26 protein-coding genes are annotated in these 25,579 nt (G+C 48.0%); 1 reads left to right on the top strand and 25 read right to left on the bottom strand.

Annotated elements, in window-relative coordinates; all coding sequences use genetic code 11:
* Window positions 1-161 precede the first annotated feature (161 nt).
* The 19 genes from Q0Y54_RS00755 to Q0Y54_RS00665 all read right to left on the bottom strand — a co-directional run bounded on the left by Q0Y54_RS00755 (window position 162) and on the right by Q0Y54_RS00665 (window position 19,460).
* Window positions 162-899, bottom strand: coding sequence for a hypothetical protein (locus Q0Y54_RS00755; RefSeq protein WP_297963299.1), 738 nt, complete (start codon window positions 897-899; stop codon window positions 162-164).
* Between the two features lie 100 nt (window positions 900-999).
* Window positions 1,000-1,473, bottom strand: coding sequence for a CinA family protein (locus tag Q0Y54_RS00750; protein WP_297963297.1), 474 nt, complete (start codon window positions 1,471-1,473; stop codon window positions 1,000-1,002).
* A 4-nt stretch (window positions 1,474-1,477) separates the two neighbouring features.
* Window positions 1,478-2,806: a 30S ribosomal protein S12 methylthiotransferase RimO gene (gene rimO / locus Q0Y54_RS00745; RefSeq protein WP_297963295.1), complete on the bottom strand. Its 1,329-nt coding sequence runs from the start codon at window positions 2,804-2,806 to the stop codon at window positions 1,478-1,480.
* Between the two features lie 15 nt (window positions 2,807-2,821).
* Window positions 2,822-3,808, bottom strand: a complete 987-nt coding sequence (locus Q0Y54_RS00740) for an ABC transporter substrate-binding protein (RefSeq protein ID WP_297963293.1) — start codon at window positions 3,806-3,808, stop codon at window positions 2,822-2,824.
* 235 nt (window positions 3,809-4,043) lie between these two features.
* Window positions 4,044-5,231, bottom strand: a complete 1,188-nt coding sequence (ftsZ, locus tag Q0Y54_RS00735) for a cell division protein FtsZ (RefSeq protein WP_297963291.1) — start codon at window positions 5,229-5,231, stop codon at window positions 4,044-4,046.
* 272 nt (window positions 5,232-5,503) lie between these two features.
* Entirely contained in the window at window positions 5,504-5,836 is a 333-nt protein-coding gene (locus tag Q0Y54_RS00730) for a small basic family protein (RefSeq protein ID WP_297963289.1), read from the bottom strand.
* On the bottom strand, window positions 5,833-6,528 hold the full coding sequence (locus Q0Y54_RS00725) for a DUF881 domain-containing protein (protein ID WP_297963287.1): 696 nt from the start codon (window positions 6,526-6,528) through the stop codon (window positions 5,833-5,835). The genes Q0Y54_RS00730 and Q0Y54_RS00725 overlap by 4 nt, the downstream gene beginning before the upstream one ends.
* Before the next feature lie 19 nt (window positions 6,529-6,547).
* Window positions 6,548-7,459 (bottom strand): cell division protein FtsQ/DivIB, encoded by a 912-nt coding sequence (locus Q0Y54_RS00720; protein WP_297963285.1) that lies wholly within the window; start codon window positions 7,457-7,459, stop codon window positions 6,548-6,550.
* Between the two features lie 2 nt (window positions 7,460-7,461).
* Window positions 7,462-8,400, bottom strand: coding sequence for a D-alanine--D-alanine ligase (locus Q0Y54_RS00715; protein WP_297963283.1), 939 nt, complete (start codon window positions 8,398-8,400; stop codon window positions 7,462-7,464).
* 24 nt (window positions 8,401-8,424) lie between these two features.
* On the bottom strand, window positions 8,425-9,795 hold the full coding sequence (gene murC, locus Q0Y54_RS00710; RefSeq protein ID WP_297963281.1) for a UDP-N-acetylmuramate--L-alanine ligase: 1,371 nt from the start codon (window positions 9,793-9,795) through the stop codon (window positions 8,425-8,427).
* Between the two features lie 21 nt (window positions 9,796-9,816).
* On the bottom strand, window positions 9,817-10,935 hold the full coding sequence (gene murG, locus Q0Y54_RS00705; RefSeq protein WP_297963279.1) for an undecaprenyldiphospho-muramoylpentapeptide beta-N-acetylglucosaminyltransferase: 1,119 nt from the start codon (window positions 10,933-10,935) through the stop codon (window positions 9,817-9,819).
* Window positions 10,932-12,299, bottom strand: a complete 1,368-nt coding sequence (gene murD / locus Q0Y54_RS00700) for a UDP-N-acetylmuramoyl-L-alanine--D-glutamate ligase (RefSeq protein ID WP_297963276.1) — start codon at window positions 12,297-12,299, stop codon at window positions 10,932-10,934. Before murD ends, murG begins: the two co-directional genes overlap by 4 nt.
* Window positions 12,300-12,554: 255 nt before the next feature.
* Entirely contained in the window at window positions 12,555-13,499 is a 945-nt protein-coding gene (gene mraY / locus Q0Y54_RS00695; RefSeq protein ID WP_297963328.1) for a phospho-N-acetylmuramoyl-pentapeptide-transferase, read from the bottom strand.
* Between the two features lie 91 nt (window positions 13,500-13,590).
* A complete protein-coding gene (gene murF / locus Q0Y54_RS00690) occupies window positions 13,591-14,970 on the bottom strand; it encodes a UDP-N-acetylmuramoyl-tripeptide--D-alanyl-D-alanine ligase (protein WP_297963273.1) in 1,380 nt (459 codons plus the stop codon).
* Window positions 14,971-14,972: 2 nt separating this feature from the next.
* Window positions 14,973-16,469, bottom strand: coding sequence for a UDP-N-acetylmuramoyl-L-alanyl-D-glutamate--2,6-diaminopimelate ligase (locus Q0Y54_RS00685; protein ID WP_297963270.1), 1,497 nt, complete (start codon window positions 16,467-16,469; stop codon window positions 14,973-14,975).
* A 159-nt stretch (window positions 16,470-16,628) separates the two neighbouring features.
* Window positions 16,629-17,003 carry a cell division protein FtsL gene (gene ftsL / locus Q0Y54_RS00680; RefSeq protein ID WP_297963268.1) on the bottom strand — a complete coding sequence of 125 codons (375 nt, stop codon included), beginning with the start codon at window positions 17,001-17,003 and terminating at the stop codon, window positions 16,629-16,631.
* Window positions 17,004-17,037: 34 nt separating this feature from the next.
* The gene (gene rsmH, locus Q0Y54_RS00675) at window positions 17,038-17,982 is read right to left on the bottom strand and encodes a 16S rRNA (cytosine(1402)-N(4))-methyltransferase RsmH (protein WP_297963265.1); all 945 of its coding nucleotides are present in this window, start codon (window positions 17,980-17,982) and stop codon (window positions 17,038-17,040) included.
* A gap of 8 nt (window positions 17,983-17,990) precedes the next feature.
* The gene (gene mraZ, locus Q0Y54_RS00670) at window positions 17,991-18,422 is read right to left on the bottom strand and encodes a division/cell wall cluster transcriptional repressor MraZ (protein ID WP_297963262.1); all 432 of its coding nucleotides are present in this window, start codon (window positions 18,420-18,422) and stop codon (window positions 17,991-17,993) included.
* A gap of 201 nt (window positions 18,423-18,623) precedes the next feature.
* Window positions 18,624-19,460: a polysaccharide deacetylase family protein gene (locus Q0Y54_RS00665; protein WP_366072018.1), complete on the bottom strand. Its 837-nt coding sequence runs from the start codon at window positions 19,458-19,460 to the stop codon at window positions 18,624-18,626.
* A 138-nt stretch (window positions 19,461-19,598) separates the two neighbouring features.
* On the opposite strand from Q0Y54_RS00665, the gene Q0Y54_RS00660 reads away from it, so the two are divergent.
* The gene (locus Q0Y54_RS00660; RefSeq protein WP_297963259.1) at window positions 19,599-19,799 is read left to right on the top strand and encodes a DUF1858 domain-containing protein; all 201 of its coding nucleotides are present in this window, start codon (window positions 19,599-19,601) and stop codon (window positions 19,797-19,799) included.
* Between the two features lie 278 nt (window positions 19,800-20,077).
* On the opposite strand, the gene Q0Y54_RS00655 is transcribed toward Q0Y54_RS00660, so the two are convergent.
* From Q0Y54_RS00655 to Q0Y54_RS00630, 6 genes are all read right to left on the bottom strand, one after another.
* On the bottom strand, window positions 20,078-21,022 hold the full coding sequence (locus Q0Y54_RS00655) for a nitronate monooxygenase (protein WP_297963256.1): 945 nt from the start codon (window positions 21,020-21,022) through the stop codon (window positions 20,078-20,080).
* Between the two features lie 687 nt (window positions 21,023-21,709).
* The gene (locus Q0Y54_RS00650; RefSeq protein WP_297963253.1) at window positions 21,710-22,096 is read right to left on the bottom strand and encodes a biotin/lipoyl-containing protein; all 387 of its coding nucleotides are present in this window, start codon (window positions 22,094-22,096) and stop codon (window positions 21,710-21,712) included.
* A gap of 39 nt (window positions 22,097-22,135) precedes the next feature.
* The gene (locus Q0Y54_RS00645) at window positions 22,136-23,671 is read right to left on the bottom strand and encodes an acyl-CoA carboxylase subunit beta (RefSeq protein WP_297963250.1); all 1,536 of its coding nucleotides are present in this window, start codon (window positions 23,669-23,671) and stop codon (window positions 22,136-22,138) included.
* A 45-nt stretch (window positions 23,672-23,716) separates the two neighbouring features.
* Window positions 23,717-24,139: a methylmalonyl-CoA epimerase gene (mce, locus tag Q0Y54_RS00640; RefSeq protein WP_297963247.1), complete on the bottom strand. Its 423-nt coding sequence runs from the start codon at window positions 24,137-24,139 to the stop codon at window positions 23,717-23,719.
* Between the two features lie 38 nt (window positions 24,140-24,177).
* Window positions 24,178-25,116: a methylmalonyl Co-A mutase-associated GTPase MeaB gene (gene meaB / locus Q0Y54_RS00635; RefSeq protein ID WP_297963243.1), complete on the bottom strand. Its 939-nt coding sequence runs from the start codon at window positions 25,114-25,116 to the stop codon at window positions 24,178-24,180.
* Window positions 25,117-25,189: 73 nt separating this feature from the next.
* On the bottom strand, window positions 25,190-25,579 hold the full coding sequence (locus Q0Y54_RS00630) for a cobalamin B12-binding domain-containing protein (protein ID WP_297963240.1): 390 nt from the start codon (window positions 25,577-25,579) through the stop codon (window positions 25,190-25,192).

Genomic DNA, 25,579 nt, shown 5'->3' with positions numbered 1-25,579 from the left:
TATAAATATATTAATTGGTAAATTTTAGCACTCCCAACACATGAGTGCCAACTCACAAGTGAAATAAGACATCCAAAAGTCAAAAATGTCAAAAATTACTTCCCAACAGAAAAACAGAACCTGTACCTAATCGGTACAGGTTCCTTTATTTTCACAAAAAATTATTTTTTCTTTTTCTTCGGCAGCTTGGACAGCTCCAGGAACTGCTGATATTCAGAGGTAGGCCACTGCTTGAAGGTGGTCAGAGCTGCATTATAGGTGGCAATACCAGCCAGGGACAAATCCGGATTATCCACCAGGGAAATCATGAAATGGCCACCGAATTCACCAGGCATATAGGTCTTTATCATCTGGCTTTCAGTAGTTACAGTTTCCATGGTACCGGTTCCCGTAGTATCCACCTTGAGCTCCTTCGGGGTATAGCCGTAAATACCAAAGGTGTTTTCCGCCACCTCTACCACCCGGGTATTGACGAGGATATACTTATCGGCAAATTTATCCAGAATGGCCTTACGCTCCTCATCGGTTGCAGTACCTGCATTGGCCGGAATATCACCATCCTCGTAGGCATTTATCAAAATAACCCAGCCCTTCTTAATATTGTCGATATCACCCTCAAATATCAGCACATCGCCCTTGGCTTCCTCATCAAAGAAGCTGGCCGGAACCACATTTGGGGTGCTGGGACACATGATGGTGTAGCCATAGCGCTGGCTGGTATACTTTATTGGCAAAGAAACCTCCACTGTTGCAGCACCGTTCTCATCAGCAGCAACTGCCCCGGTTGCTGGTGCCGCCGATCCCTGCTCAGCAGACACCGATGACATAAAGGGCACCATAAGGAAGGCTCCCATCATTGCTGCCATAATTCCCTTAATCAATACTTTGTTTATTTTCATTCTTATCCCCCACAATTCCATATAATTTGAATTTCACTGTGGTCATTGTAGACCCGGATTTTAAAAAAATAGTGAAAGCAGTATTAAACATACATTAAAATCACTCAAAATATTCTATCAGCATTGTCAATGCCTTGTCAGCAGTTTGCTGTTTTATTTCCCGCCGACTGCCGGAAAAAAGATTTTTCGTTACGGTTATTCCTTTATCGCCGGCAATGGAAATGTAGACCAGCCCCACCGGCTTCTCCGGTGTGCCGCCCCCCGGTCCTGCAATACCGGTTATTCCAAGGCCAATATCGGCCCCCAAGCGTATCCTGACACCCTCCGACATTTCCCGTGCCGTCTCCTGGCTTACTGCCCCATGGTGCTTTAGGGTTTCCTCCCTAACGCCCAAATGTGACATTTTCACCCGATTGGTATAGGACACAATGCTGCCCAGCACATAGGCCGAGCTGCCGGCCACATCGGTCAGCCGGCTGGTCAGCAGGCCTCCCGTACAGGATTCCGCACAGGCAATTGTTTTATTTGCTGCCAGCAGGCATTTTCCCGCCTGCTCCTCCAATACTTCACGCATAAGCTTACTCCGCCCGTTCTCCCACCAGATCCTCGGTAAAGCCCTGAAGAATACGAACCTTTACCACATCACCAATTTTACTGGTGGTATCATCCTCAATATATACCAAATCATCCACATCATCGGCCTGACGATAGGAACGCCCATAGGCTGTTCCCTCATCCGTATGGCCCTCCACAATTACCTCCATTACCTGACCCACCAGGGATTCATTTATCTCCTGGGAAATCAGGCTCTGTATGGCCTTTATTTCATGGTATCTGTCCTGCATGACAGCCTCGGGCACCTGGTCATCCATGGCGGCTGCCGGAGTATCCTCCTCCCTGGAATAGGTAAAGAACCCGGCGTGATCAAACCGCTGCTCCTGAATAAATTCCTTTAATTCATTGAACTGCTCCTCGGTTTCCCCGGGGAACCCCACGACAAAGGTGGAACGAATTACCACCCCCGGCACCCGCTGACGAAGCTTGTTCAGCAGCGCAACAATCTGCTCCCTGGTATCAGGTCGGCGCATTTTCCTGAGTACCTCATTGCTGGCATGCTGTAATGGAATATCCACGTATTTTACTACCTTTTCCTCAGAGGCCATAACATCGATTACCTCATCACTAAGGAACCTTGGATAATTATATAGGCTTCGGATCCACATGATGCCCTCTACCTTACAGAGCTCCCGCAGCAGCTGGGCCAGCCTTGGTTCCCCATAAAGGTCGTGGCCATAATTGGTGGTATCCTGGGCAATCAGAACAATTTCCTTGACCCCGTCAGCCGCCAAAGCCTTGACCTCTGCCACTATATCCTCCAGCCTGCGGCTGCGGAACCGGCCCCGTATCAGGGGTATGGCACAAAAGGCACAGCGGTTGTTGCAGCCCTCAGCAATCTTTACATAGGCCGTATGCTTTGGCGTAGTGGGAATACGCGGCACAGAAGCATCATAAATGATTTCCTCCTCCCCCTTTACCACCAGCCGATTGCCCTTCATGGTTTCATCAATGACCTCAGTTACCCGGTTCCAGGCCTCGGTTCCAATGATACCATCGGCCTCCGGCAGCTCATCCAGCAGCTCCTGACCATACCTTTGGCCCAGACACCCGGCAATAATCAGGCTCTTACAATGGCCCTTCTCCGGCTCCTTGTATTCCGCCATCTTCAAAATGGTATTTATGGACTCTTCCTTGGCAGACTGGATAAAGGCACAAGTATTCACAATCAGAATATCCGCCTCTGCCGGATCGTTTACCAGTTCAATTTCCCGCTCCCTAATAAGTCCCAACATTACCTCTGTATCTACCAAATTCTTGGAACAGCCAAGACTGACAAATCCTGCTTTCAAGCTTTACCTCCTAAACTATCTCCCAAATCGTACCTCTTTAAGCCAGCGATCCAATAATTTTCTGCGTTCATTGACAGGATAGTCCGCCAATTGTTCATATAAAACCACATTCTTGCCGGCAAAATGCTTGGCCGCCACCAGGGAGCCATTGGCCGACATAAAATAAAAGCCCCCATTCATCATGGCCAATTGCGGCTCGTCCGTCAGCATCCAATTAACAAATTCCTTGGCATTATCTTCGTTAGGACCGTTTAACAGCAGGCCAATTCCCGTAAGAGTATATGCCGTACCCTCCACAGGATAGATTAGCTTCAGTGGATATCCCTCCCCGATATAGCGCAGGGCCTCACTTTGAACCACGATGGATATATCCGCCTCACCCATGCCGGTCATCCGGGCCGGGGTGGACAAATACTTGGCGTACTGTACCACGTGGGGATGAAGCTGCTTCATATAGGTCAAGGCATTCTCCTCGCCATATTGGGCCACCATAAACATATAAATATTGGCAGCATTGTCCGCAGCCATAAAATCCGTAATTCCCAGGCGATAATCCTGCAATTGCCCCAATTCGGTCCAGGAAGCGGGAATATGAGGCAACCGCTTCATATAGTCCGTATTTATACAAAATACCACCGGATCATACCACAGGCCTGTCCAAAAGCCCTTGTCATCCTTAAGCCGGTCGCTGACCACATCACCATGCTCAGAAATATAGGGCAAAAGCCAGCCATTACTGGCGGCTCTGCGCAATAACCGGCTGTCCGTCATAATAAGGTCTGCCTTGCCGGTATCCTTTATTTTATTTGCCAGTTCATCCTCCGTCATAGGAACGAAGGTGACCCGAATCTTATGACTTTTTTCATAGGCCTCTGCCAAAGGGGCCACGTTCTCCGCCGGCAGGGTCGTATAAACGGTAATACTGCCCCGCAGACGGCTTTCATCATAGCTGGTATCCCCATTGGTAAAATACAGGGCACAAAAAATAGACCCAACAATCATAAGAAACGAGATGGTGAGCAACATCGAATATCTTTTCATACACTATTCACCATTGATTTTATTACTCTCAATCATGAGCTGATAAGGCGTCGCAGAAAGCTCCGTGCAAAACGATATTTTGCACTGCGCCCTTACAACTAACACTAAGCTCCCACTGCGCCGTAGGCTTGTGCTCGCTAAGTGTTCGTAGTAAAAAATCGGACTGTATTGGCCAGTCCGATTTATTTGAACCCCATTATTTGTTTGAGCGCATCCACACCGGAATATCAATCCCATTGGCCTTGTAGAAATCCTGCTTAGGTACGCCAATATTCGCAGCATTAGCCCCCTGATTGCCAAAGACCGGAACACGCATGCCGGTTTGCTGTGGCTGGGACTGAGGCTGGCCCTGCTGCGGAGACTGTGGCTGCTGGCCCTGCAATATGTTAGGCATTTTCAAAGGCTGGGCAGCATTGGTCTGCTCGGACTCAAAGCTGGTTGCCACAACGGTAACACGAATCCGGTCACCCATAGTATCATCCACGGAAACACCCCAGATAATATTTGCATCCGGATGGGCCTCGGCAGTAATGCTCTGACTGGCCTCATTAAGCTCCATCATATTAAGGTGGGAGTGCTCACCCACAAAGTTGATGATAACCCCTCTGGCACCGCTTACAGATACCTCCAGCAATGGAGAATTAACGGCCTCCCTAAGGGCAATCATAGGTGCATTGTCACCGGAGGCCTCACCGATACCCATGAGAGCCGGACCGGCATTGCTCATGACGGCCTCCACATCTGCAAAATCCAAATTTACATAGCCTGACTCATTAATCAGGTCAGAAATACTCTGTACACCCTGACGAAGAATATCGTCAACTTCCTTAAAGGCATCTCTGAAGGAGGTTGACTTGTCGATAATATTCAAAACCTTTTCATTTGGAACCGTAATAATGGTGTCCACCCGCTGACGCAGGGCCTCAATACCGGCCTCAGCCCGCTTGGAGCGCATCCGCCCCTCGTAGGAAAATGGACGGGTTACCACACCTACAGTCAAGGCACCAACCTGCTTGGCACACTCTGCCACCACAGGTGCCGCACCTGTACCGGTACCGCCACCCATTCCGGCAGCAATAAACACCATATCCGCACCCTGCAGTGCTTCCAATATTTCTTCACGGTTTTCCTCAGCGGCCTTTGCCCCCACCTCCGGACGGGCACCGGCACCCAATCCGCGGGTAGCCTTGCCGCCTATCTGAATGCGAACGGACGCCAGGGACTGGGATAAAGCCTGGGCATCAGTATTTACAGCAATAAACTCAACGCCCTTTACTCCGGCATTAACCATACAATTCACCGCATTGCTGCCGCCGCCGCCGACGCCAACAACCTTTATTACGGCCTTGTCATCAAAATCAAAATTATCAAACTCTATTGGCACGCAAAATACCCCCACACATATATTTTACTTCGTAAACATTATCCGATGTTAATGGGACGCACAAGCAAATGAGCTTCGCCCTTTTGATACGTCCGCATGGTAATGGATAAAGCCAGACTTAATCAGGCTGGGGTCTAAAGCCCCCTCTGAACAAGCCTCCATTTTATCAACATACTCATACATAAAGCATTATAACATTTATCCATTGCAAAATCCATAGAAAACTCCGTGCAAAATGATATTTTGCACTACGCCCTTACACGAAATCTAAATTAATGCTTTTTAAGTAAATGCTGACGAATAAAACCAAGGTTGTTAAATATTCGCAGACCAAATGCCAACAAGGCCACATAGTATAAATCAATACCCAGCCTGTCACCTACATAAACCAGAAAGGCCGCCATCAGCGAATTGGTAAAAAATCCGGAAATAAATATTTTATCATCAAAGGTTCCATCACAGGCCGCCTTGATACCGCCAAATACCGAATCCATGCAGGCCATCAACGCCACTGAAAACAGGCTTGAATATCCTGCCGGAATGCCAAAGGGAAGCAAATAACCCAAGGTTCCGCCTATCAGGAGACCTACTGCTGCATAAATCATTTTGTCTCCTCCTTTTTTGCGGACGGCACAGCCACCTTATATTTGGCGGCAGCCTTGTATGCCGGAATCCATACGTTATCCATAGGCTGGATATTAAGGCTTATACCCCATACCTTAAGGGAATCAGCCACTCCCCCACGCATATTTATGGCATTCACCAGATTATCCTTTTCTCCGATGGCCCGAATTTCAAAGGGTGGGGCTGACCGCACATTATTTACGGATATGGTGGGCCCGGCACAGCGGATTTCCGAATTGGCCGTCAGCCGCTGTCCGTTTATGGACAGTGCCTCGGCACCAGCCGCCCGCAGCTCATTTACCACCTTCAGGATGTCCTCATCATGGACCAGGTAAAGATTGGGGTCATTTTCCATCTTCGCCTTTTTGGCACTGTCATCAATGGTAATAATCACCCCTGGTCCTTCCAGTGGTGTCATACCGGAAATCATTAAAATATCATCCGATATTTTCTCGGACTTGGCAGCACCGGACATTCCCTTTAAATCACGATTTTCAGCTTCCAATTCCTTATTTTCTACCTCAGCCTGATGAAGTCGGGCAGCAAGCTCCTCCACCCTCTGGGTCGGTTGGGAAGCCCGGATGTCCTCTGTACTCTTAAACTGGACAACCAGCATAAAACCTAGAACCATGCAAACGCAGGCAATAGACAATCGCCCTTTTTCAAAATGCATTTTTATCCTCCTATACCAACTATTCCTTTAGCTTAATGGAATAGGATCCTTCAAATCTGGCATCCACATATTCTATAGGATGCTTTGCCTGTTTTACCTCCCGGTTGACACTTTCCGTTATTTCCAGCTTTTTCTGAAGACTGTCCAGACCACCCATTTTCAGCAGTACGGAGCGATTCATATAAACCGTGACATTGGCCGGATCCATAATATTAATCTCCGCAATACTGACAGATGTATCATAATCCAGCTTTTCAAGGTAATTCAAAACCTTATCAAGCTGCTCATTATTCACTACATCCCCCACAAAAAGATTAGAAACCTCAACACCGCTTACAATAGGTACAGGCACCTGGGCCAGGGTTCGATGTGCATCCAGAATTACACCACCGCGGCCAACCTCCAAATAACCATAATCGCACTTGATCATCGCCAATGGAATACGTTCTATCACCTGAATATCCAAGGCATCAGGAAATCTGCGCTTCACGATGGCCTGATCCACCCGGATGTCCTTCGCCATAGTCTGCATAATCTCATCAGTGGCCAATTGGAAAAGATTTTCTCCCATATTAATACCGGATATACGGATGACCTCATCGTCGGATATATAAGAATTACCGTGAACATAAACATGCTTCAGTACAAACACCGGCGACAGGGCAATGGCAATAAAGGCCAAGAACGCCGCCAAAAGACCCAAAACACGGACTATTCCCTTCCGGGTAATCATTTTCCTCTTGGCCTTATCTCCATTTTCTGTCTGCCTTGACGAAGGATTGTCCTTCAGTTGTGCAGATTTTCCCACATTACCTTTAATCACCGTACTGTCAATTAAATCTTCCCTGACAGCCTCCCCGGCCATTAAAGGCTTATATTCCATTGTATTATCGATGTGTTCCTTATTATCGATATCATCGCCATTCATCATTATCAGTCCTCAAAACCGGCCATAAAGAGAATTTTCTCACAGAGCTCAGGAAATTCAATTCCGGCTGCCCGTCCCGCATCAGGAACCAGGGAGGTTTCCGTCATACCAGGTACGGTATTTACCTCGATGGCATAAGGCTTATTTGCCTCACTGAGCATAAAGTCCACCCGGGCCACACCACAGCAGCCACATACGGCAAAGGCCCGCTTGGCAATGGCCTGAATTTCCTCTGTAAGCCCGTCACTGAGGGGAGCAGGAATAATATGCTGGGAAGCCCCCACCTTGTATTTGTTCACGTAGTCATACCAGCCCTCAGAGGTGGTAATCTCAATAATCGGCAGAACCTCCTGCTTTTCCTCATTGCCATATACAGCCACCGTCAGCTCCCGGCCCTTGATATATTCCTCCACCAAAACTGCGTTATCATATTTAAAGGCCTCATTAAGGGCATCCTTCAGCTCCTTGGCCTCCTTAACAATGACCACACCGATGCTGGAGCCCTGGGCCGCAGCCTTAACCACCACCGGAATGGAGAATTCCGCCTGAATGTCCTTTACCAAATCCCGCTGCTTGTGCTCAAAACGGAAATAGGTATGGGAACGGGGCGTAGGCACATCCCCGGCCTGAAAGAAACGCTTGGTGGCTACCTTATCCATGGTAACAGCCGCCGCACACACCCCGGAGCTGGTATATGGTATCCCCAGCATTTCCAGGGTGCCCTGAATAATGCCATCCTCACCGAATTTGCCATGGAGGGCATTAAATACAAAATCAGCCTTCATTTCCCTGATCTGGTCCACAAAGGTTTCCGGAACCAGCTCCAGGCCCACTGCGTTATAATTCCTGGACTTCAATGCATTTAAAATAGCTGTACCGCTGCGACGGGAAACCTCCCCCTCACTGGAGGGCCCGCCCATAACAACAACAATTTTCTTATTCATAAAAAAACTCCCACGTTTTCAAATTTATTTGTTTAAGAGGTCAACCAGCTCTTCACCGCACTTAACAATATCACCGGCCCCCATGGTCATGATAAGGTCTCCCGCCTGGGCAATGGATTTAAGGTAGGCGGCAATTTCCCCCTTGTCCTTGATGTAAATCGTTTTCTGCCCGGTCTGCTCAGCCACTTCCTTCACCAGCAGCTCACCATCTACCCCCGGTATGGGGTCCTCACCGGCAGAATATACATCAGTCAATACCAATAAATCAGCTTCGGCAAAGCAGCTGCCATAATCCTTTTGCAGCAGCTGGGTACGGCTGTAACGATGGGGCTGGAAGGCGCACACCAGCCGTTTTGGCTGGGTCTGACGGGCAGCCTTTAAAGTGGTGGCAATCTCTGTAGGGTGATGGGCATAATCATCCACCACCCAGACTCCATTAACCTTGCCCTTGGTCTGGAAGCGGCGCTTGGCACCATTAAACATGGTAAGGCCCTCGGCCATTTGGGTCACAGACTGTCCCAGGGTTATACCCGTTACCACGCAGGCCATGGCATTAAGTACATTATGGCGGCCAGGAATATTCAGCTTAACTGTGCCAAGGTTCTCCCCCCTATGCATAACATCAAAGGAGGTACCGCTGGCATCCGCCTGGATATTGGCCGCCATATAATCTGCCTCGTGATCAATGGCATAGGATACAATCCGGCGATTAACCTGTTTAACAATATTTCTGATATGTTCATTGTCAAAGCACACAACGCCCCAGCCATCCTCCCGGATCTGATTCAGGAACTGGGTAAAGGCCTTGATAATATTTTCCATGGTGCCGTAATGATCCATATGGTCGTTTTCCACATTGGTAACGACGCCAATATACGGATAATACTTCAAGAAGGTACCATCGCTTTCATCCGCCTCGGAAACCAGATAATCGCTTTTGCCAAGCTTGGCGTTGCTGCCCAAATAATCTACCTCACCACCAATAATAATGCTGGGTGATACTCCCTCATAATCCAGGGCAACCCCCAGCATGGAGGTGGTGGTGGTTTTTCCATGGGCACCGGCAACGGCAATCCCCTTGGAATTATTTATCAAAAATGCATTTACATCAGACCGATGAAGGCGTTTCAGTCCCAGGCGTTTGGCCTCCACCACTTCAGGGTTTTCCTCGCGAATGGCACTGGAAACCACAATTGCCTCGGTGTCCTTCACATTTTCTGCCCGCTGACCAATATAAATTTTGGCCCCCAAATCCTTGAGGATACCTGTCATAACGGACTCCTTTACATCTGAGCCGGAAACACTGTATCCCTTTTCCACCAGTATCTTGGCCAGAGCACTCATGCCAGCCCCGCCAATACCTACAAAATGAACCTTCTTAATGCCTGTAAGCATATAATACTTCCCTTCAAAAAATTATTTTTGTTTACTACGGGCTAACTCAATAATCATTTCCGCGATAGTGTCCGCTGCCTCCGGATGACCCAGACTATGGCTTCTGTGGGCCATGTCCTGCAATTTATTTTCATCAGACAGCAGCTCTTCAATGGTGGAAATCAATATTTCCGGACTGATATCCTTATTGAGAATTACCCGGGCAGCCCCTACCTTTTCGATGGCCCGGGCATTGAATTCCTGATGATTTTCTGCCGCATAGGGATAAGGTATCAATACCGCCGGTATTCCCTTGGCCGTAAGCTCGGCCAGCCCCGTGGCACCAGCCCGGAATACGGCCAAATCAGCTACGGCCATGGCCTGAGGCATATTGTAAAGGTAGGGATATACCTTAAGATTGGGGAATTTAGCCAAATCCAGGCCCGCCTCGGCAATGCGCCGCATAATATCGTCGTGCTCTGCCTTACCGGTAGCATGAAGAATTTGCACCCGCTTGCTTCCGGCAAAATGCTTCAACACACCCACCATAGCCCGATTGATGCTGCGAGCCCCGCGGCTTCCCCCGGAAACCAGCACGGTTTTCCTGGATGGAGCCAAATCAAATATGCTGTAGCCAGGCTCCCGTTGGGTATTAACCACCTCATCGCGAATTGGATTTCCCGTAAAAATCACCTTGTCCTGGGGAAAATGCTTATTGGCCTCAATGGCCCCCGTAGCAATACGGGAAACGAAATTGGATAAAATTTTATTGGTGATACCGGGAACCACATTCTGTTCCTGAATGAGGGTAGGAATGCCCATTAGACTGGCGGCCATCAGCACAGGGCCGCATGCATAGCCGCCGGTACCAATTACCACATCGGGCCTGAAGGAGCGGACTATGCCCGCCGCCTTGCCTACACCCTTGACAGCCTTAAGTGCCCTGATGAAATTAGCCGGACTCAGACTACGTTTAAAGCCCTGTAAATCCACCGTCGTAAAGGGAAATCCCTCCTTGGGCACAATATCTGCTTCCAGCCCTTTACTGGTGCCCACATACAGAACCTCCAGATTATCTATTCTCTTTTGTAATGCCCGTATGATGGTAACGGCCGGATATATATGGCCGCCGGTACCACCGCCGGATACGATTATTTTCATTTAAGCAAATCCTTTACCAAATCCTTGAATACACGACCGCGTTCTTCAAAGCCTGAAAACATATCAAAGGATGCACAGGCCGGGGACAACAACACAGTCTGAGGAATACCGGCAATATTATGGGCGATTTCCACTGCCTTTTCCATGGAATATCCAGCCTCGTGAATATGCTCTCCAGCATAGCCGGCGGCTATGGCACATTCCTTAAACCGGGCAGCCGCATCGCCTACCAAAATCAATTCATCCACCCGTTCCTTCACCAAATTCATAAACTCCGTCAAATCGGTATGCTTGTCATCGCCGCCGGCAATGAGGATGAGATGACCATCAAAGCTCTCCAGGGCCTTAATGGCCGAATCCGTGTTGGTGGCCTTGGAATCATTGAAATAGGGTACACCATTGACAGTAGCCACCGGTTCGATACGATGCTCCACCGGCTCAAAGGACTTGAGGCTCTCCCCGATTTTAGGAAGGCGCACGCCGCCTAAGTAGGCAGCCGCAGCCGCCGCCAAGGCATTTTCAATATTGTGGCCGCCCTTAATCTTCAATTCATCGGTACGGCACAGCTTACAGGTCTGGCCATTCCAGGAAATGGTGAGCCAGCCATCGTTGACAAAGGCCCCCTCCTTAAGAATTTCCCTGCGACTGAAGAAGAACACCTTGCCCTTGGCCCGATTGGCCATATCGCGGGTCTTTTCGTTATCGTAATTCAGTACCAGAAAATCCTCCGGTCCCTGATTGGCAAACATTTTCTCCTTCATGGCCTGATATACCTCCAGACTGCCATGACGGACCACATGGTCAGGGGTAACATTCAGCACCACGGCCACATGGGGATTAAAGGTACTGGAGGCCTCCATCTGGTAGCTGGAAATCTCCGCTACAATACAGCTGTTTTCCCCAGCCCTGAGGGCCTCCTCGCAAAGGGGAATGCCTATATTGCCGCCTATACCGGCATTGGGATATCTGGTCTTCATCAGCTGACCCAGCAGACTGACTGTAGTGGTCTTGCCATTGGTCCCTGTTACAGCCAAAATAGGGGACTTGGCCAGATGGTAGGCCACCTCCACCTCGGTAGTAACCGGAATATTCCGCTTATAGGCTTCCTGAACCAGTGGTATACGAACCGGGACTGCCGGAGAGAGGATAACCATATCCACCCCATCCAAAAGGCTTGGCTCCTGCTTCCCAAATTTCAGCCGGACTCCGGCATCCCGAAGCTCCTGCATATTATAGCTTATATCAGCCTCAGCCTTGGCATCGCTGAGGGTCACATCAGCCCCCATGTTCTTGGCAATCTTGGCAACCGCATTGCCGCTGATACCAGCACCGATTACCAACACCTTTTTTCCCATGAACTCCATTTTCACATCTCCTATTTCCGACAATCAGCTTTAACCCCACGCTAACGGGTGCTAAGTCTCCCCCCCTAGGTGGTGGAAAAGCACCCATAGCGGTCAGTGTCAGCTGCTCAGCTAAGACCATGGTCTTGCTTTGCAGGACACTTTCGCATGGGACGTATTAACCAATAGGCTTTGCCTCTTGGATACGTCCGCAAAGCTCTGGATAAACTCGACTGCATTCAGTGGGTGTATAAATCTCCCACTGAATGAGTCTCATTAAATACCGAATATATATAATCCCAGACCCAGGGCTCCTGCTATGGCTCCCACAGTCCAGAAGGTCCAGACAACCCGGACCTCACTCCAGCCCTTCAGCTCAAAATGATGATGGATAGGGCTCATAAGGAACACCCGCTTACCGGTAGACTTAAAGGAAATAACCTGTATTATAACCGATAAGGCTTCACATACAAATATAAGACCAATTACAGCCAAAAGAATTTCTGTGTGGGTAAGAATACCAAGGGCAGCCATCACACCGCCCAAAGCCAGGGAGCCCGTATCTCCCATAAAAATCCTGGCCGGGTGATAATTAAATTTCAAAAAGCCCAGGCAGGCACCAATAGCAGCCGCCGATAAAATGGCCAAATCGGCCTTGCCCATGGCCCCACACACCAGCATGTAAAAGAATGAGGCCACCGCCACCGTACCGGAAGCCAGTCCATCCAGGCCATCAGTAAGGTTTACTGCATTAGTCGCACCCACCATTACAAAAAACAACAGGGCATAAAACCCATAGCCTAGATCAATATTACCGGCAAAGGGCACCCAAAGATCGGTTGGCAGCCCACCAAATATAGCTACCAAAGCCGCCATAATAATCTGCCCCAGCAGCTTCTGACGCGGCTTAAGACCTTCATTGTGCTTTCTGACTACCTTAATATAGTCATCGAGAAAGCCCAAAGCAAAATGACCTAAAATAACAAACACCGCCAGCATTATTTCTACGGTATGATTGGCAAATACCAGCGTGGAAAGCACCAATCCCAAAATAATCATCATACCGCCCATGGTTGGGGTACCACTTTTAGCCTGATGACTTTGGGGTCCCTCCTCGCGGATGGCCTGACCAAATTTCAGCTTGTGCAGCTGCGGTATAAGCCATGGCCCGGCAGCAATTACCAAAATAAAGCTTAGGGCAAGGGCAAAAGCTGCCCCCATTGGCAGGCTGCAAGGAGTACCTGCTATTGTAAAATCCAACATAATAAAGACAAAGCCTCCAAAAGATTAACCCATAACATATTTTTTGCAATCAAATAAGATCGATGATTGCTTCCATCTTCATCCCCCGTGAGCCCTTGAACAGCACTGTATCCTCGGGCTGAAGCAGCTCCTTCAGCTTGGCGGCTGCCGCCTCATGGCTGTCCACATGGAAAACATTTTCCATACCAGCGTCACTGGCCCCCTTGGCGATTTCCCGGCCCATGGTACCAAAGGCCACCAGAGCCACAGCACCACTTTGGGCCACCTGACGGCCCACCCTTTGATGAGCTGCCACCGAAACATCACCCAGCTCCAGCATGTCACCCAGTACAGCAATCCGACGTCCCTTGGTTATTTCCGCCAAAGTATTGATGGCGGCCTCCATGGACATTGGGCTGGCATTATACGCATCATTTATTACGTTATACCGGCCCACCCGTTTGGCCTCAAAGCGCATGCCGGTCATTTCCAAATTATCCAGGCCCCGCTGAATTGTCTCCGCATCCAGGCCAAGGGCGAAGCCGGCCCCGATGGCCGCCAGGGCATTGGATACATTGTGACGTCCCACCATAGGGAGGCTAAAGTCGCCTACCGGCCCATCCGTACCTAACCGACATTTAAAGGTAGTGGTATTAAGGCCCCCAACTACATCAAAGGCCTGTATATCTGCCTCTTTATCTATCCCAAAGGTAATGACCCGAACGCCACTATTGCATTTATCACGCATAGCCGCCGTATATTCATTATCATTATTCAAGATAACTGTACCGCCGGTCGGAATAGCCTCCACCAGCTCCGCCTTGGCCCTGGCAATATTCTCTATGGAGCCCAGCAGCTCCATGTGGGTTTCCCCTACGTTGGTTACTATGCCAATAGTGGGAGCCGCAACAGGAGCCAGGGCCTTAATCTGGCCCAGGCCACGCATACCGATTTCCACCACAGCCGCCCGGTGCGTCCCGTTCATATTAAGCAAGGTCATTGGCAAACCAATTTCATTATTATAGTTGGCCTGGGTCTTTAAAACAGGGAACCGGGCCGAAAGCACCGAAGCCGTCAAATCCTTGGTGGTGGTCTTACCATTGGAGCCGGTAATACACACCACAGGAATATCAAATTTCATGCGCCAAAAATGGGCCAGCTGCTGGTATGCCCTCTGGGTATCGGTGGCAGCCTTGATTACGGTGCCCCCCAGTCTGGCCTGTGGCATTGCATATTCACTGCTGACCAATACACCATTTGCCCCCAGCTTCAAGGCCTCCTCTGCAAAGGCTTCACCATTGAACCGCTCCCCCTTCAGGGCAACAAAGAGGCAGCCGGGCACAATTTTGCGGCTATCGGTAACAATTTCAGAAAACTGCTCCTGGACACATTCCAATATTTCCGCCCCACTCAGGGCCTGCTTCACGTCATTTAAAGAAAACTCAGGCATGCTCATTCTCCCATTTTTACTTTGATGGCCTCGGCAGCCACCTCTTTATCATCAAAATGAATTGTCTTATCCTTGAGAATTTGGTAATCCTCATGGCCCTTGCCGGCAATTACCACAATATCCCCCTTTTCCGCGATTTCCACGGCCCTGAAAATAGCCTCACGGCGATCAATAATGGCCTCGTGCTGCTTACGGCCTGCCGCCTGCTCAACACCTTCCACCACCTGACCGAGAATAAAGGAAGGGTCCTCGGTTCTGGGGTTATCTGAGGTGGCCACAATAACATCGGAAAGCTCCGCCGCAATCCGTCCCATAATTGGCCGCTTGGTCCGATCCCGGTCGCCACCGCAGCCAAAGACGGTAATAATACGATTATCACAAATCTGGCGGGCAGTATGGAGAATATTTTCCAGACCATCAGGGGTATGGGCATAATCCACAATAACAGCAAAGTCCTGACCACCACGAACCAACTCGAAGCGACCAGGTACACCGCTGAATTCCTCCAGGGCAGCCTTAATAATTGGCAGCGGGATTCCCTCGGCCATAGCCGCCCCTGCCGCCGCCATTACGTTATACACATTGAAAATCCCGGTAATCTTTAAATCCAAGGGCAGGGAGCCAAACTGCTGCTTTATATCGAATTTGGCACCGCTGGCCAATACCTGAATATTTTCGGCCTTCAGGGACGCCTCATGGTCAATACCGTAGGTAATATGACGGCAATGGGCGTGATCAAGCATGAACTGACCAGCTCCATCATCAATATTCACAACAGCCGTTTTACCATTTTTCACATTTGACGGACTGCTCACCAGCCCAAAAAGCTTGGCCTTGGCCAGCTTGTAGTTTTCCAGGGTCTTGTGATAATCCAGGTGATCCTGGGTGAGATTGGTAAATACTACCGTATCAAATTCCACGCCGGCCACCCGGTCCTGGTCCAGGGCATGGGAGGATACCTCCATAACCACATAATCCATGTTTTTCTCCAGCATCATATACATGGTATGCTGAAGCTCCACCACATCAGGAGTAGTATTATGAACAGGCAGCACCTCATCCTCGATCATGATCTGAATGGTGCCGATAAGGCCTACCCTAAAGCCCATCCTGCGCAGCATAGCCCGTATCATGTAGCTTATGGAGGTCTTGCCGTTGGTACCGGTTATGCCAATTACACGCATACGCCGGGCGGGATAATCATAAAAAAATGGCACAATAACCTTCAGGGCTTCCTTCAGCTTTGGCACCAGCAGTACATCCATTCCGGCAGGCATAGGAGCGTTCTCATTATCTGTAATAATGGCTGCAGCTCCCTTATCCCTGGCCTGGGGAATGAAATCATGACCATCCACATGGGCCCCTGCAATACATACAAACAGGGTTCCCTCCGTTGCTTTTCTGGAATCATGCTCTATATCCTTAATTACAGTTTCACTGCTTCCAATAATCTCTGCCCCTTCAATAAGGGCAGCCAGTGAACCCAATGTTTTTTCCATTAACGCTCCTCCTAATTTTAACCATAACATAACTAAGATATTATACCCCTAAAACAAGTATTTTTCTACTATTATATACTTATTTTAAGCCGTGGATTATTTTGCCAAAATCAAAAAGGGACCGCTTACGCAAATCCCTTTTTCACATGGTTTATTCTCTTAATTCTTGGCCTTGCTCCCTGCAAAATAATTCTCCTGCGGTACAGTCATCCCCAACTGGTTCACAGCTATTTCCTTTATTCGGGAATGAGACTTCAATTTTGCGTTTTCTACCTTAAGATCCTCGTTGCTTTTCTCCAGCCCACTGGCTTCGGCCTGGATACGGCCCACCTCGTACACCTCACTGGCCAGGCAGCTGCTGAACCACAAAATTAATCCATAAATAAGTGCACCTAATACGAACAAACATAATGCCTGCTTGCGGCGAGGATCCTCATGCGCATTACGCCTTACGACCCTACGCCGTATGATTTTTTGCTGCTGCTGAGGAAGTTCTTCAAAATATTCTTCTTCTACTAATTGACGGGCAAGCACACAATTACCTCCTTTCCATACCTGTAGCCTTACATCAGGCCAGTTTTTCCGCTATACGCAGCTTTGCGCTTTTAGCTCTTGAATTATGCTCCAATTCATCAGCCGAGGCCACGGCAGCCTTCACGAGCAATTTGATTTCCGGCTTATGGTTACATACGCACACCGGAAGAGATGGTGGACAAATACAGCTGCTGGACATCTCCCTAAGTACATTCTTGGCTATCCTGTCCTCAAGGGAATGAAAGGTTATAATCCCTATTCTGCCCCCTGGCCTTAAGTGCTTGACGGCCGTGCGGAAGGCTTCCTCCAAAATTCCCAGCTCATTATTGACCTCTATTCTGATGGCCTGAAAAATCCGCTTGGCCGGATGGCCCCCCTTGGCATTTCTCACTGCCGCCGGAACCGCTTTTTTTATTATATCTACCAATTCACCGGTAGTCCCTATTGGAGCATCCTTACGGGCTTCCACAATAAACTGGGCTATCCGCTTATACCATCGTTCTTCGCCATATTCCTTAAAAATACGGCAAAGCTCATCCATATCATAGCTGTTGACCACATCATAGGCCGAAAAATCCGCCTGCTGATTCATACGCATATCCAGAGGTGCATCCAGCATATAGGAAAACCCTCTCTCGGCTGTATCAAGCTGATGGGAGGAAACCCCCAGATCGAACAGAATGCCATCTACACTTTCTGCTCCCTGCTCACTTAGGATGCTTTCCAGATTGGAAAAATTACTGTTTACAATATCAACACGGCATCTGCAATCAGCCAACCGCTCCCTGGCAGCCTCTATGGCTGATATATCCTGGTCAATGCCTATTAAGCGGCCAGCTTCATTTAATCTGTCAGCAATCATTTTGGAGTGACCAGCCCCACCTAAGGTACAGTCCACATATATACCAGATAAATTGGTTACCAGGCCATTAACCGTCTCCTCAGGCATTACGCTTACATGATGAAATTTCTCACTCATTTGCTACCTCATATCCCCAGCTCGGCCAATGTTTCAGCTATAGCAGACACCGATGGAGTAATTTCCTCATTGTACTTAAGCCACTCATCCTTGCTCCAAACCTCAATACGGTTGGATACACCAATAAGTACCGCATCCTTTTTCAGGGCGGCGTGCTGACGAAGGGTGGCAGGTATCAAAAACCGTCCCTGCTTATCAAGCTCAACCTGGCGGGCACCGGCGAAGAAGAAGCGCACAAAGGCACGGGCCTCAGTTTTGGCTAAAGGTAGTTGACGAAGCTTCACCGAAAGCTGCTCCCACTCAGACTGGGGATAGATAAACAGACAACTGTCCAAGCCCTTGGTAATTATGAAGGAGTCCCCCATTTCGCTGCGAAAATCCGCCGGTAAAATTACCCGCCCCTTCGCATCCAGGGAATGGTTATATTCACCCATCAACATCCTTCATCACCACCTTGTAGACATAGTCTACCACATCGCCCCACTTTTTTCCACTTTTTAGTAATTTTTACAATTCCAAAATCACCAAAAACATAAAAAAATGGAAAAAGGTCCTAGATAATTATTTTTCTATCTCTTTAATAATTATGCATATAAAAAAAACGCCTTTGAAATAAAATCAAAGACGTTAATTAGCTTTATTTATTTTTTAATCCAACCATCCTTATTCATAAGTGGGAGGTACAGGACCCTTTCCAAAAAGTCTCTGTTGGTATCCTCTGTATGAAATATAGGTACCCGCTCCAGGGCGTAAACATTACTGCCGCGGCTGACTGCATCATACTTTATGGTAAACCCGGCCTTGTATCCGGCATTTTTTACCAGTTGGGCAATATGGAGGTTATAAGACCCAGTTGGATAGGCAATAAATCCCGACTCCTTACCCAGCTTCTCCTTAATCATGGCTTTGGAGGTGGTCAGCTCCTCCATAATCTGATCATCACTGGCCTCAGTCATAGACTTATGGGTATTGGTATGGGATTCAATGCAAAAACCATTGTCCTCCAATTCCCTGGCCTGATTCCAGGTCAGATAATTTGGGTATTTTTCCAAAAATGAAGTAACTACGAAAATCGTTCCCACAAAGCCATATTTTTTCATTATAGGATAGGCATTTGTATAATTGTCTATATAACCATCATCAAAGGTTATCATAACCGGATTGTCCGGCAGCTCCACACCATTGGTTACAAATTCGTACAGCTGATCAGGGGTAATGGAATGATAGCCATGCTGCTTCAGCCACTGCATCTGCTTCTCAAAATCCTCAGGTCTCACTGATAAGGAATGAAAGGTATTATCTATCTTGTGGTAGTTAAGAACCGTAATACCTCTATGGTCCTCCGCCTTGGCAGCCTGCTGAGGCACAGTCTCTTCCTTCTTGCCCATCAGAGCTATCATACCAACAGCCAGCAGAATAATGCCTGCTATTATAAACAACCTGTATTTTTGAACATATTCCTCAAAATTAACCATCATATTCCTCCGTAATAAATTGCACCACTACATTATACCTCAATCTTTTTAATTTTCCCATATTATATTAGGAAATTTTTCTTATTTATGATATAATCGGGTAGTGTAATTAATAACTATTATTAAGGAGGTTGTTTATATATGACTATCACAAAGGACATGTCCATCATGGAGGTTGTTACTAAATATCCGGATACCGTACCAGTTTTCATGAACAGTGGTATGGGCTGCATCGGCTGTGCAGCTGCACACTTTGAAAATATCGAGCAGGGTGCTTCTGCCCATGGCATCGATATTGATCAGCTTATTGCAGGTCTGAACGAGGTTGTTGGTGAAAACTGATAGCTGACAGGGTATAGCTTTAGTCAACTTAAAGGACGTCTGGAAAATCCAGACGTCCTTTTTATGTACATAAATGGTGGTCATGATAGATTGACTGAAGCATTAGGGGGATGGGCGTCGAAAGCTATTTATTTGCGTTCTCACACAGCGAGAAAATGTCGTTGTTTGAGCGAAGCGAGTTCGACTTTTATCGTTGCTAAGTAAAGGCAAAAAATAGTTTTAGCCCAGAGACCCGAGGTGAAGTCAACTATCACTGACTACCGTATTCATATGAGCTGTTATAGATTGATATTCTGGGCCTCAGCCAGGGTTGCCCGTGCTTCGGTCACTAAGCTCTCGATTATAGTAGCCATTGGCTCAATCTTCTTCAACGGGGTCAGGCTCTGCCCGGCCTGAATCATGCCCTTTTCCATATCGCCGTCCACAGCTGCCAGCTTATTGGTTCCAGTGGCCAGCTTAAGAAGTTCCTCCTTGGTGGCCTTGCCGGAAAATTCCAGGGCCTGATATTCCTCGGAGAATTTGTTTTTAAGACCTCTTACGGCACTCTTGATGGTCTGGCCGGTAACAATAGTATCAGTATCCACAGCCTCAATCAGCTTCTGCTTGAAATTATCATGTACAGGGCACTCCTCTGCCACCAGGAAGCGGGTACCCATCTGAACGCCGGCTGCTCCCATAAGCAATGCTGCTGCAATACCGCGGCCATCGGCAATACCGCCAGCCATTACCACCGGAATATTTACCTCCGGAATAACCTGGGTCATAAGTGCCATGGTGGTAAGCACCCCAATGTGGCCACCGGCCTCCATGCCCTCTACCACGATGGCATCTGCATTGTTCTGCTCCAGCCGCTTGGCCAGCTTAACATTTGGCACTACCGGAATAACCTTTATACCGGCCTTATGAAGCGGCTCCACAAAAGGAACCGGATTACCAGCCCCCAGGGTTACAAAGGCCGGCTTCTCCTCACAGATAACCTCCAAAATCTCGTCCTTGTTGGGAGCCATCAGCATGATATTCACCCCAAAAGGCTTATCCGTCAAGGTCTTGGCCTTACGGATTTCTTCCCTTACATAATCGGTGGTACGGCCACCACAGGAAATGATACCGGCTCCCCCTGCGTTAGATACCGCTGCCGCCATCCTGGCATCAGAAATCCAGGCCATTCCACCTTGAATAATCGGATACTTAATCCCCAAAACCTCACAAATACTCTTTGCCATAAATGCACCTCCATAAAAAATCTATACCTTTTTAATTCAACAATTATCTGGTTATTCCTCTTTTATATACCAGCATAACTCATTTATAACGCCATTGTTCAAATTTTTCTTCTTTAGAAGAAAAATCTTCCAATTAGCGTTTCAACGAGGCGGTCAGTGTCAGCTACTCAGCTTCGACTATTGTCTTGCTTTGTAGGACACTTTCGCATGGGACGTATTAACAAAGCATCGTTGCTGCTTTGATATGTCCGCACTGAGAGATATGCTCGCCAGCTGTTGTAGTTTGTTTTCCCCCACCTAAAGAGATGGGGGACATCTTAAAGCTCGTTATAAGCCAGCCTCCGATATAGCTCTTCATTCTTTTTCATTATTTCCTGAGACACTTCCCGTATTGCCTCTTTGATAGCCTCACTATTACGAGAGTTAAGTACGACTCTTTTTACCTATTCCTGATTATCTTCGCTAACTTCAATTTTATCAGTAATAATCAACACCTCCTGCAATTCTTGTCTGAAGTATATCATTAGCCTATCTTATTATCAAGGACTATATTGGTAAAAAAAGGGATGCCCCCATAGGAAGCATCCCTTTACTATTCTGTCACAACCTCATCCACCACCCTTACGGGACTAGCTTTGCCTCGTAAGCGGTCCCCTTTCCCTATAGGAGAAGGCAAGGTATAGGATTTTAGCCGATGATAACCATAGCCTCGCCTGCAGCAACAGTGGAGCCCTCGGATACGTTAACAGCCTTAACAGTACCATCGCAAGGAGCAGGAATCTCGTTCTGCATCTTCATAGCCTCGAGGATAACTACAGTTTCGCCGGCCTTAACAGCAGTGCCCTCGCCAGCAACAACCTTCAGAACCTTACCAGGCATTGGAGCAGCTACAGCAGTCTCGCCAGCACCGGCAGCTACAGCCTTCTTAGCTGGAGCAGGAGCAGCAGCTGGAGCAGGAGCAGCCTTTGGAGCAGCAGGAGCAGCCTTAGGAGCAGCAGCCTTAGCTGCGCTCTTTACTTCCTCAACCTCAACCTCATAAGCGGTACCATTAACTTTGATATTGAACTTCTTCATTTAATTTTCCTCCAAATTTACGTAATTTTTTCTAAAATATTAAAGTGGAATGTTGCCGTGCTTCTTGGCAGGCATAGCCTCACGCTTGCAGGCGCAGGCATTCAGTGCAGTGATGATACGAGGGCGGGTCTCGATAGGCTCAATAACCATATCAGCATAACCGCGCTCAGCAGCCTTATAAGGAGTTGCAAACTCATCCACATAATCCTGAGTATGCTGAGCCTTTACATCCGGCTCATCACGCTTGAAGATAATGTTAGCTGCACCGGCAGGACCCATAACTGCGATTTCGGAGGTAGGCCAAGCCATAACCTGGTCAGCACCTAATTCGCGGCAGCACATAGCGATGTAGGAACCGCCATAAGCCTTACGGGTAATAACAGTAATCTTTGGAACAGTTGCTTCACTGTATGCATACAGCATCTTTGCACCATGACGAATGATACCGCCATGCTCCTGGCCAACACCTGGCAGGAAGCCTGGTACGTCAACCAGGTTAACAAGTGGGATGTTGAATGCATCGCAGAACCGAATGAAACGAGCAGACTTATCAGAAGCATCAATATCAAGGCAGCCGCCCATAACCTTAGGCTGATTTGCAATGATACCTACGCTACGGCCATCAAAACGTGCAAAGCAGGTAATGATGTTGGTAGCAAAATGCTGATGAACTTCATAGAACTCGCCGTTATCCACTAACGCAGTAATGATATCCTTCATATCATAAGGCTGGTTAGGGTCATCTGGAATAACGGTGTTCAAGCTCTCGTCCATACGATCTGGATCATCACCAGTATCAAACATAGGAGCAGTCTCCATGTTGTTGCTTGGCAGGAAGCTCAGGAGATAACGAATCTGCTCAATGCAGTCCGTCTCGTCTGCAGCTACAAAGTGAGCAACACCAGACTTGGTGTTATGAGTCATAGCACCACCCAAAGCCTCAGCAGTAACCTCCTCATAGGTTACGGACTTAATAACTGCCGGGCCGGTAATAAACATCTGGGAAGACTTGTCAACCATGTAGATAAAGTCGGTGATAGCTGGAGAATACACAGCACCGCCTGCACATGGTCCCATGATTACAGAAATCTGAGGAACAACACCGGATGCTGCGGTATTGCGGTAGAAAATACCGGCATAACCGGACAGAGCATCTACAGCCTCCTGAATGCGGGCACCGCCGGAATCGTTAATGCCGATACAAGGAGCACCCATCTTCATTGCCAGATCCTGAACCTTCCAGATCTTCTTTGCATGCATCTCACCAAGGGAACCTCCCTCTACGGTGAAGTCCTGTGCAAAGGCATATACCAGACGGCCATCAACAGTACCATAACCGGTTACAACGCCCTCTGCAGGAAGATCCTTCTTCTCCTGACCAAAGTTAGTACAACGATGCTTTACAAAAGCATCCAGTTCCGTGAAAGAATCCTCATCAAAGAGGAGCTCAAGACGCTCACGGGCAGTCATCTTGCCCTTGGCATGCTGCTTCTCAATACGAGCCTCGCCGCCGCCAAGCTCAATGTGAGCCTTCTTTTCTTTCATAAGTTCAATTTTTTCCTGAACTGTAGCCATTTTTTGCCTCCTAATCAACCACAAGTGGCTGTATTTTGAATATGATTAACGGTCTTCGTGCTGACAAAGTTCGAGGAGAACGCCACCAGCAGATTTTGGATGAACAAATGCGATATCAGCACCGCCAGCACCCTTACGAGGAGCCTTGTCAATCATAACAATACCTTTTTCCTGAAGATCAGCAATTGCTGCAGGGAGGTCATCAACACGGAGAGCGATGTGCTGAATACCACCACGGCCGCCATTCTTTTCGATGAACTTTGCAATAGGGCTGTCATCAGCAGTACCTACCAGAAGCTCAATCTCAGAACCGTTTGGAGTTGGATGGAAGGTAGTGGTAACCTTCTGCTCGGCAACGGTCTCTTCACCGGTGCAAGCCAAGCCAATAGTGGTCCAGAGATCCTTGCCCTGCTGTAAATCCTTGCATGCAATACCAATGTGGTCTACGCCTAAAATCTTGAATGCCATTTTACTTTTTCCCCCTAAATCCTTTATTCACACTTTATTTATTTAAGCATATCCTTCATTACATGGCTGACTACCGTATAAGGATCCGTTTCTCTAGCTTTTATCTTTTCAACATATTCGTCCATCTTGCCCGTTTCAACAAGCTTGTTGGTAATATACGAACCGATTCGGCTATGAAGCACGTCCAGCATCTCGTTCTTGGAACGTTCTGTACGGCGTTTAGTCAATATCCCGTTTTCAGAAATATACTTAAAGTGCTTTTCAATGTTTTCGATTGTTTCGGTAATGCCCTCATTCTGACTGGCAATTACCTTTTGAATAGGTGGGCGCCAATCTGTCATCAAGCCATCCAAATCAAGCATCATGTTCATTTCACGAACTAGCTTGTCAGCGCCGTCGTGATCTGCCTTGTTGATGGTGAACACGTCACCAATTTCAAGGATACCTGCCTTTATGGCCTGAATGTCATCACCCATACCAGGAATTAATACAACCATGGTTGTATCTGCTGCCTTAACAATATCTACCTCGGACTGTCCAACACCAACAGTCTCGACGAAAATAATGTCCTTACCGAAGGCATCCATGGCCTTTACTGCATCTGCTGTCTTATGAGAAAGTCCGCCCAGACTTCCGCGAGTTCCCATACTGCGAATGAAAACTCCCTCGTCCATGGTCAGACCATTCATTCTGATGCGGTCACCCAGGATAGCACCACCGGTAAAGGGGCTGGTCGGGTCAATGGCGATAATACCAACTGTCTTGCCCTGCTCTCTGTAAGCCCTGGCCAGCTTATCAGTCAAGGTACTCTTACCAGCACCTGGAGGTCCGGTAATTCCAAGAACAAATGCGTGACCAGTATGAGGATAAAGCTTTTTCATAATATCCATAGCTTCATCAGTCTCATTTTCGATGGCTGTAATCGCACGGGATAATGCCAGTCGGTTCCCCTTTAAAAGCTCTTCTACAATGTCCATCTATGCACCACCGTTACCAGCAATAGGATGACAGCCGCCAATGCAGCCATCATCCCTGCTGTATCATAACTAATTATTTAACGTTAGCCTTAATGAATTCAACAATATCGCCGGTTGGGGTACCTGGAGTAAATACCTCGGCAATGCCTGCTTCCTTCAGAGCTGGGATATCAGTCTCAGGAATAACACCGCCGCCAATGATAAGAACATCATTCATGCCCTTCTCGCGGAGCAGGTTAACAACCTTAGGGAAGAGGTGTGGATGTGCACCGGAAAGGATGGACATAGCCACAACATTAACGTCCTCCTGCAAAGCTGCTTCAGCAATCTGCTCTGGAGTCTGACGGAGACCTGTATAGATAACCTCAAAGCCAGCATCACGAAGTGCTCTGGCAACTACCTTTGCACCACGGTCATGGCCATCAAGGCCTGGTTTTGCTACTAATACTCTAACTTTAGCCAT

This window comes from uncultured Anaerovibrio sp., assembly GCF_947302755.1.
Taxonomy (GTDB): domain Bacteria; phylum Bacillota; class Negativicutes; order Selenomonadales; family Selenomonadaceae; genus Anaerovibrio.
Note: the sequence above shows the minus strand (reverse complement) of the source record. Positions and strands in the feature narration are given on the sequence as shown.

Coding starts and splice junctions, on each gene's coding strand:
- Q0Y54_RS00755 (WP_297963299.1), bottom strand. CDS start 899: ATGAAAATAAACAAAGTATTGATTAAGGGAATTATGGCAGCAATGATG.
- Q0Y54_RS00750 (WP_297963297.1), bottom strand. CDS start 1,473: ATGCGTGAAGTATTGGAGGAGCAGGCGGGAAAATGCCTGCTGGCAGCA.
- Q0Y54_RS00740 (WP_297963293.1), bottom strand. CDS start 3,808: ATGATTGTTGGGTCTATTTTTTGTGCCCTGTATTTTACCAATGGGGAT.
- Q0Y54_RS00730 (WP_297963289.1), bottom strand. CDS start 5,836: ATGATTTATGCAGCAGTAGGTCTCCTGATAGGCGGAACCTTGGGTTAT.
- Q0Y54_RS00725 (WP_297963287.1), bottom strand. CDS start 6,528: ATGCATTTTGAAAAAGGGCGATTGTCTATTGCCTGCGTTTGCATGGTT.
- Q0Y54_RS00720 (WP_297963285.1), bottom strand. CDS start 7,459: ATGATGAATGGCGATGATATCGATAATAAGGAACACATCGATAATACA.
- Q0Y54_RS00715 (WP_297963283.1), bottom strand. CDS start 8,400: ATGAATAAGAAAATTGTTGTTGTTATGGGCGGGCCCTCCAGTGAGGGG.
- murC (WP_297963281.1), bottom strand. CDS start 9,795: ATGCTTACAGGCATTAAGAAGGTTCATTTTGTAGGTATTGGCGGGGCT.
- murG (WP_297963279.1), bottom strand. CDS start 10,935: ATGAAAATAATCGTATCCGGCGGTGGTACCGGCGGCCATATATATCCG.
- murD (WP_297963276.1), bottom strand. CDS start 12,299: ATGGAGTTCATGGGAAAAAAGGTGTTGGTAATCGGTGCTGGTATCAGC.
- mraY (WP_297963328.1), bottom strand. CDS start 13,499: ATGGGGGCAGCTTTTGCCCTTGCCCTAAGCTTTATTTTGGTAATTGCT.
- murF (WP_297963273.1), bottom strand. CDS start 14,970: ATGCCTGAGTTTTCTTTAAATGACGTGAAGCAGGCCCTGAGTGGGGCG.
- Q0Y54_RS00685 (WP_297963270.1), bottom strand. CDS start 16,469: ATGGAAAAAACATTGGGTTCACTGGCTGCCCTTATTGAAGGGGCAGAG.
- rsmH (WP_297963265.1), bottom strand. CDS start 17,982: ATGAGTGAGAAATTTCATCATGTAAGCGTAATGCCTGAGGAGACGGTT.
- mraZ (WP_297963262.1), bottom strand. CDS start 18,422: ATGTTGATGGGTGAATATAACCATTCCCTGGATGCGAAGGGGCGGGTA.
- Q0Y54_RS00665 (WP_366072018.1), bottom strand. CDS start 19,460: ATGATGGTTAATTTTGAGGAATATGTTCAAAAATACAGGTTGTTTATA.
- Q0Y54_RS00660 (WP_297963259.1), top strand. CDS start 19,599: ATGACTATCACAAAGGACATGTCCATCATGGAGGTTGTTACTAAATAT.
- Q0Y54_RS00655 (WP_297963256.1), bottom strand. CDS start 21,022: ATGGCAAAGAGTATTTGTGAGGTTTTGGGGATTAAGTATCCGATTATT.
- Q0Y54_RS00650 (WP_297963253.1), bottom strand. CDS start 22,096: ATGAAGAAGTTCAATATCAAAGTTAATGGTACCGCTTATGAGGTTGAG.
- Q0Y54_RS00645 (WP_297963250.1), bottom strand. CDS start 23,671: ATGGCTACAGTTCAGGAAAAAATTGAACTTATGAAAGAAAAGAAGGCT.
- mce (WP_297963247.1), bottom strand. CDS start 24,139: ATGGCATTCAAGATTTTAGGCGTAGACCACATTGGTATTGCATGCAAG.
- meaB (WP_297963243.1), bottom strand. CDS start 25,116: ATGGACATTGTAGAAGAGCTTTTAAAGGGGAACCGACTGGCATTATCC.
- Q0Y54_RS00630 (WP_297963240.1), bottom strand. CDS start 25,579: ATGGCTAAAGTTAGAGTATTAGTAGCAAAACCAGGCCTTGATGGCCAT.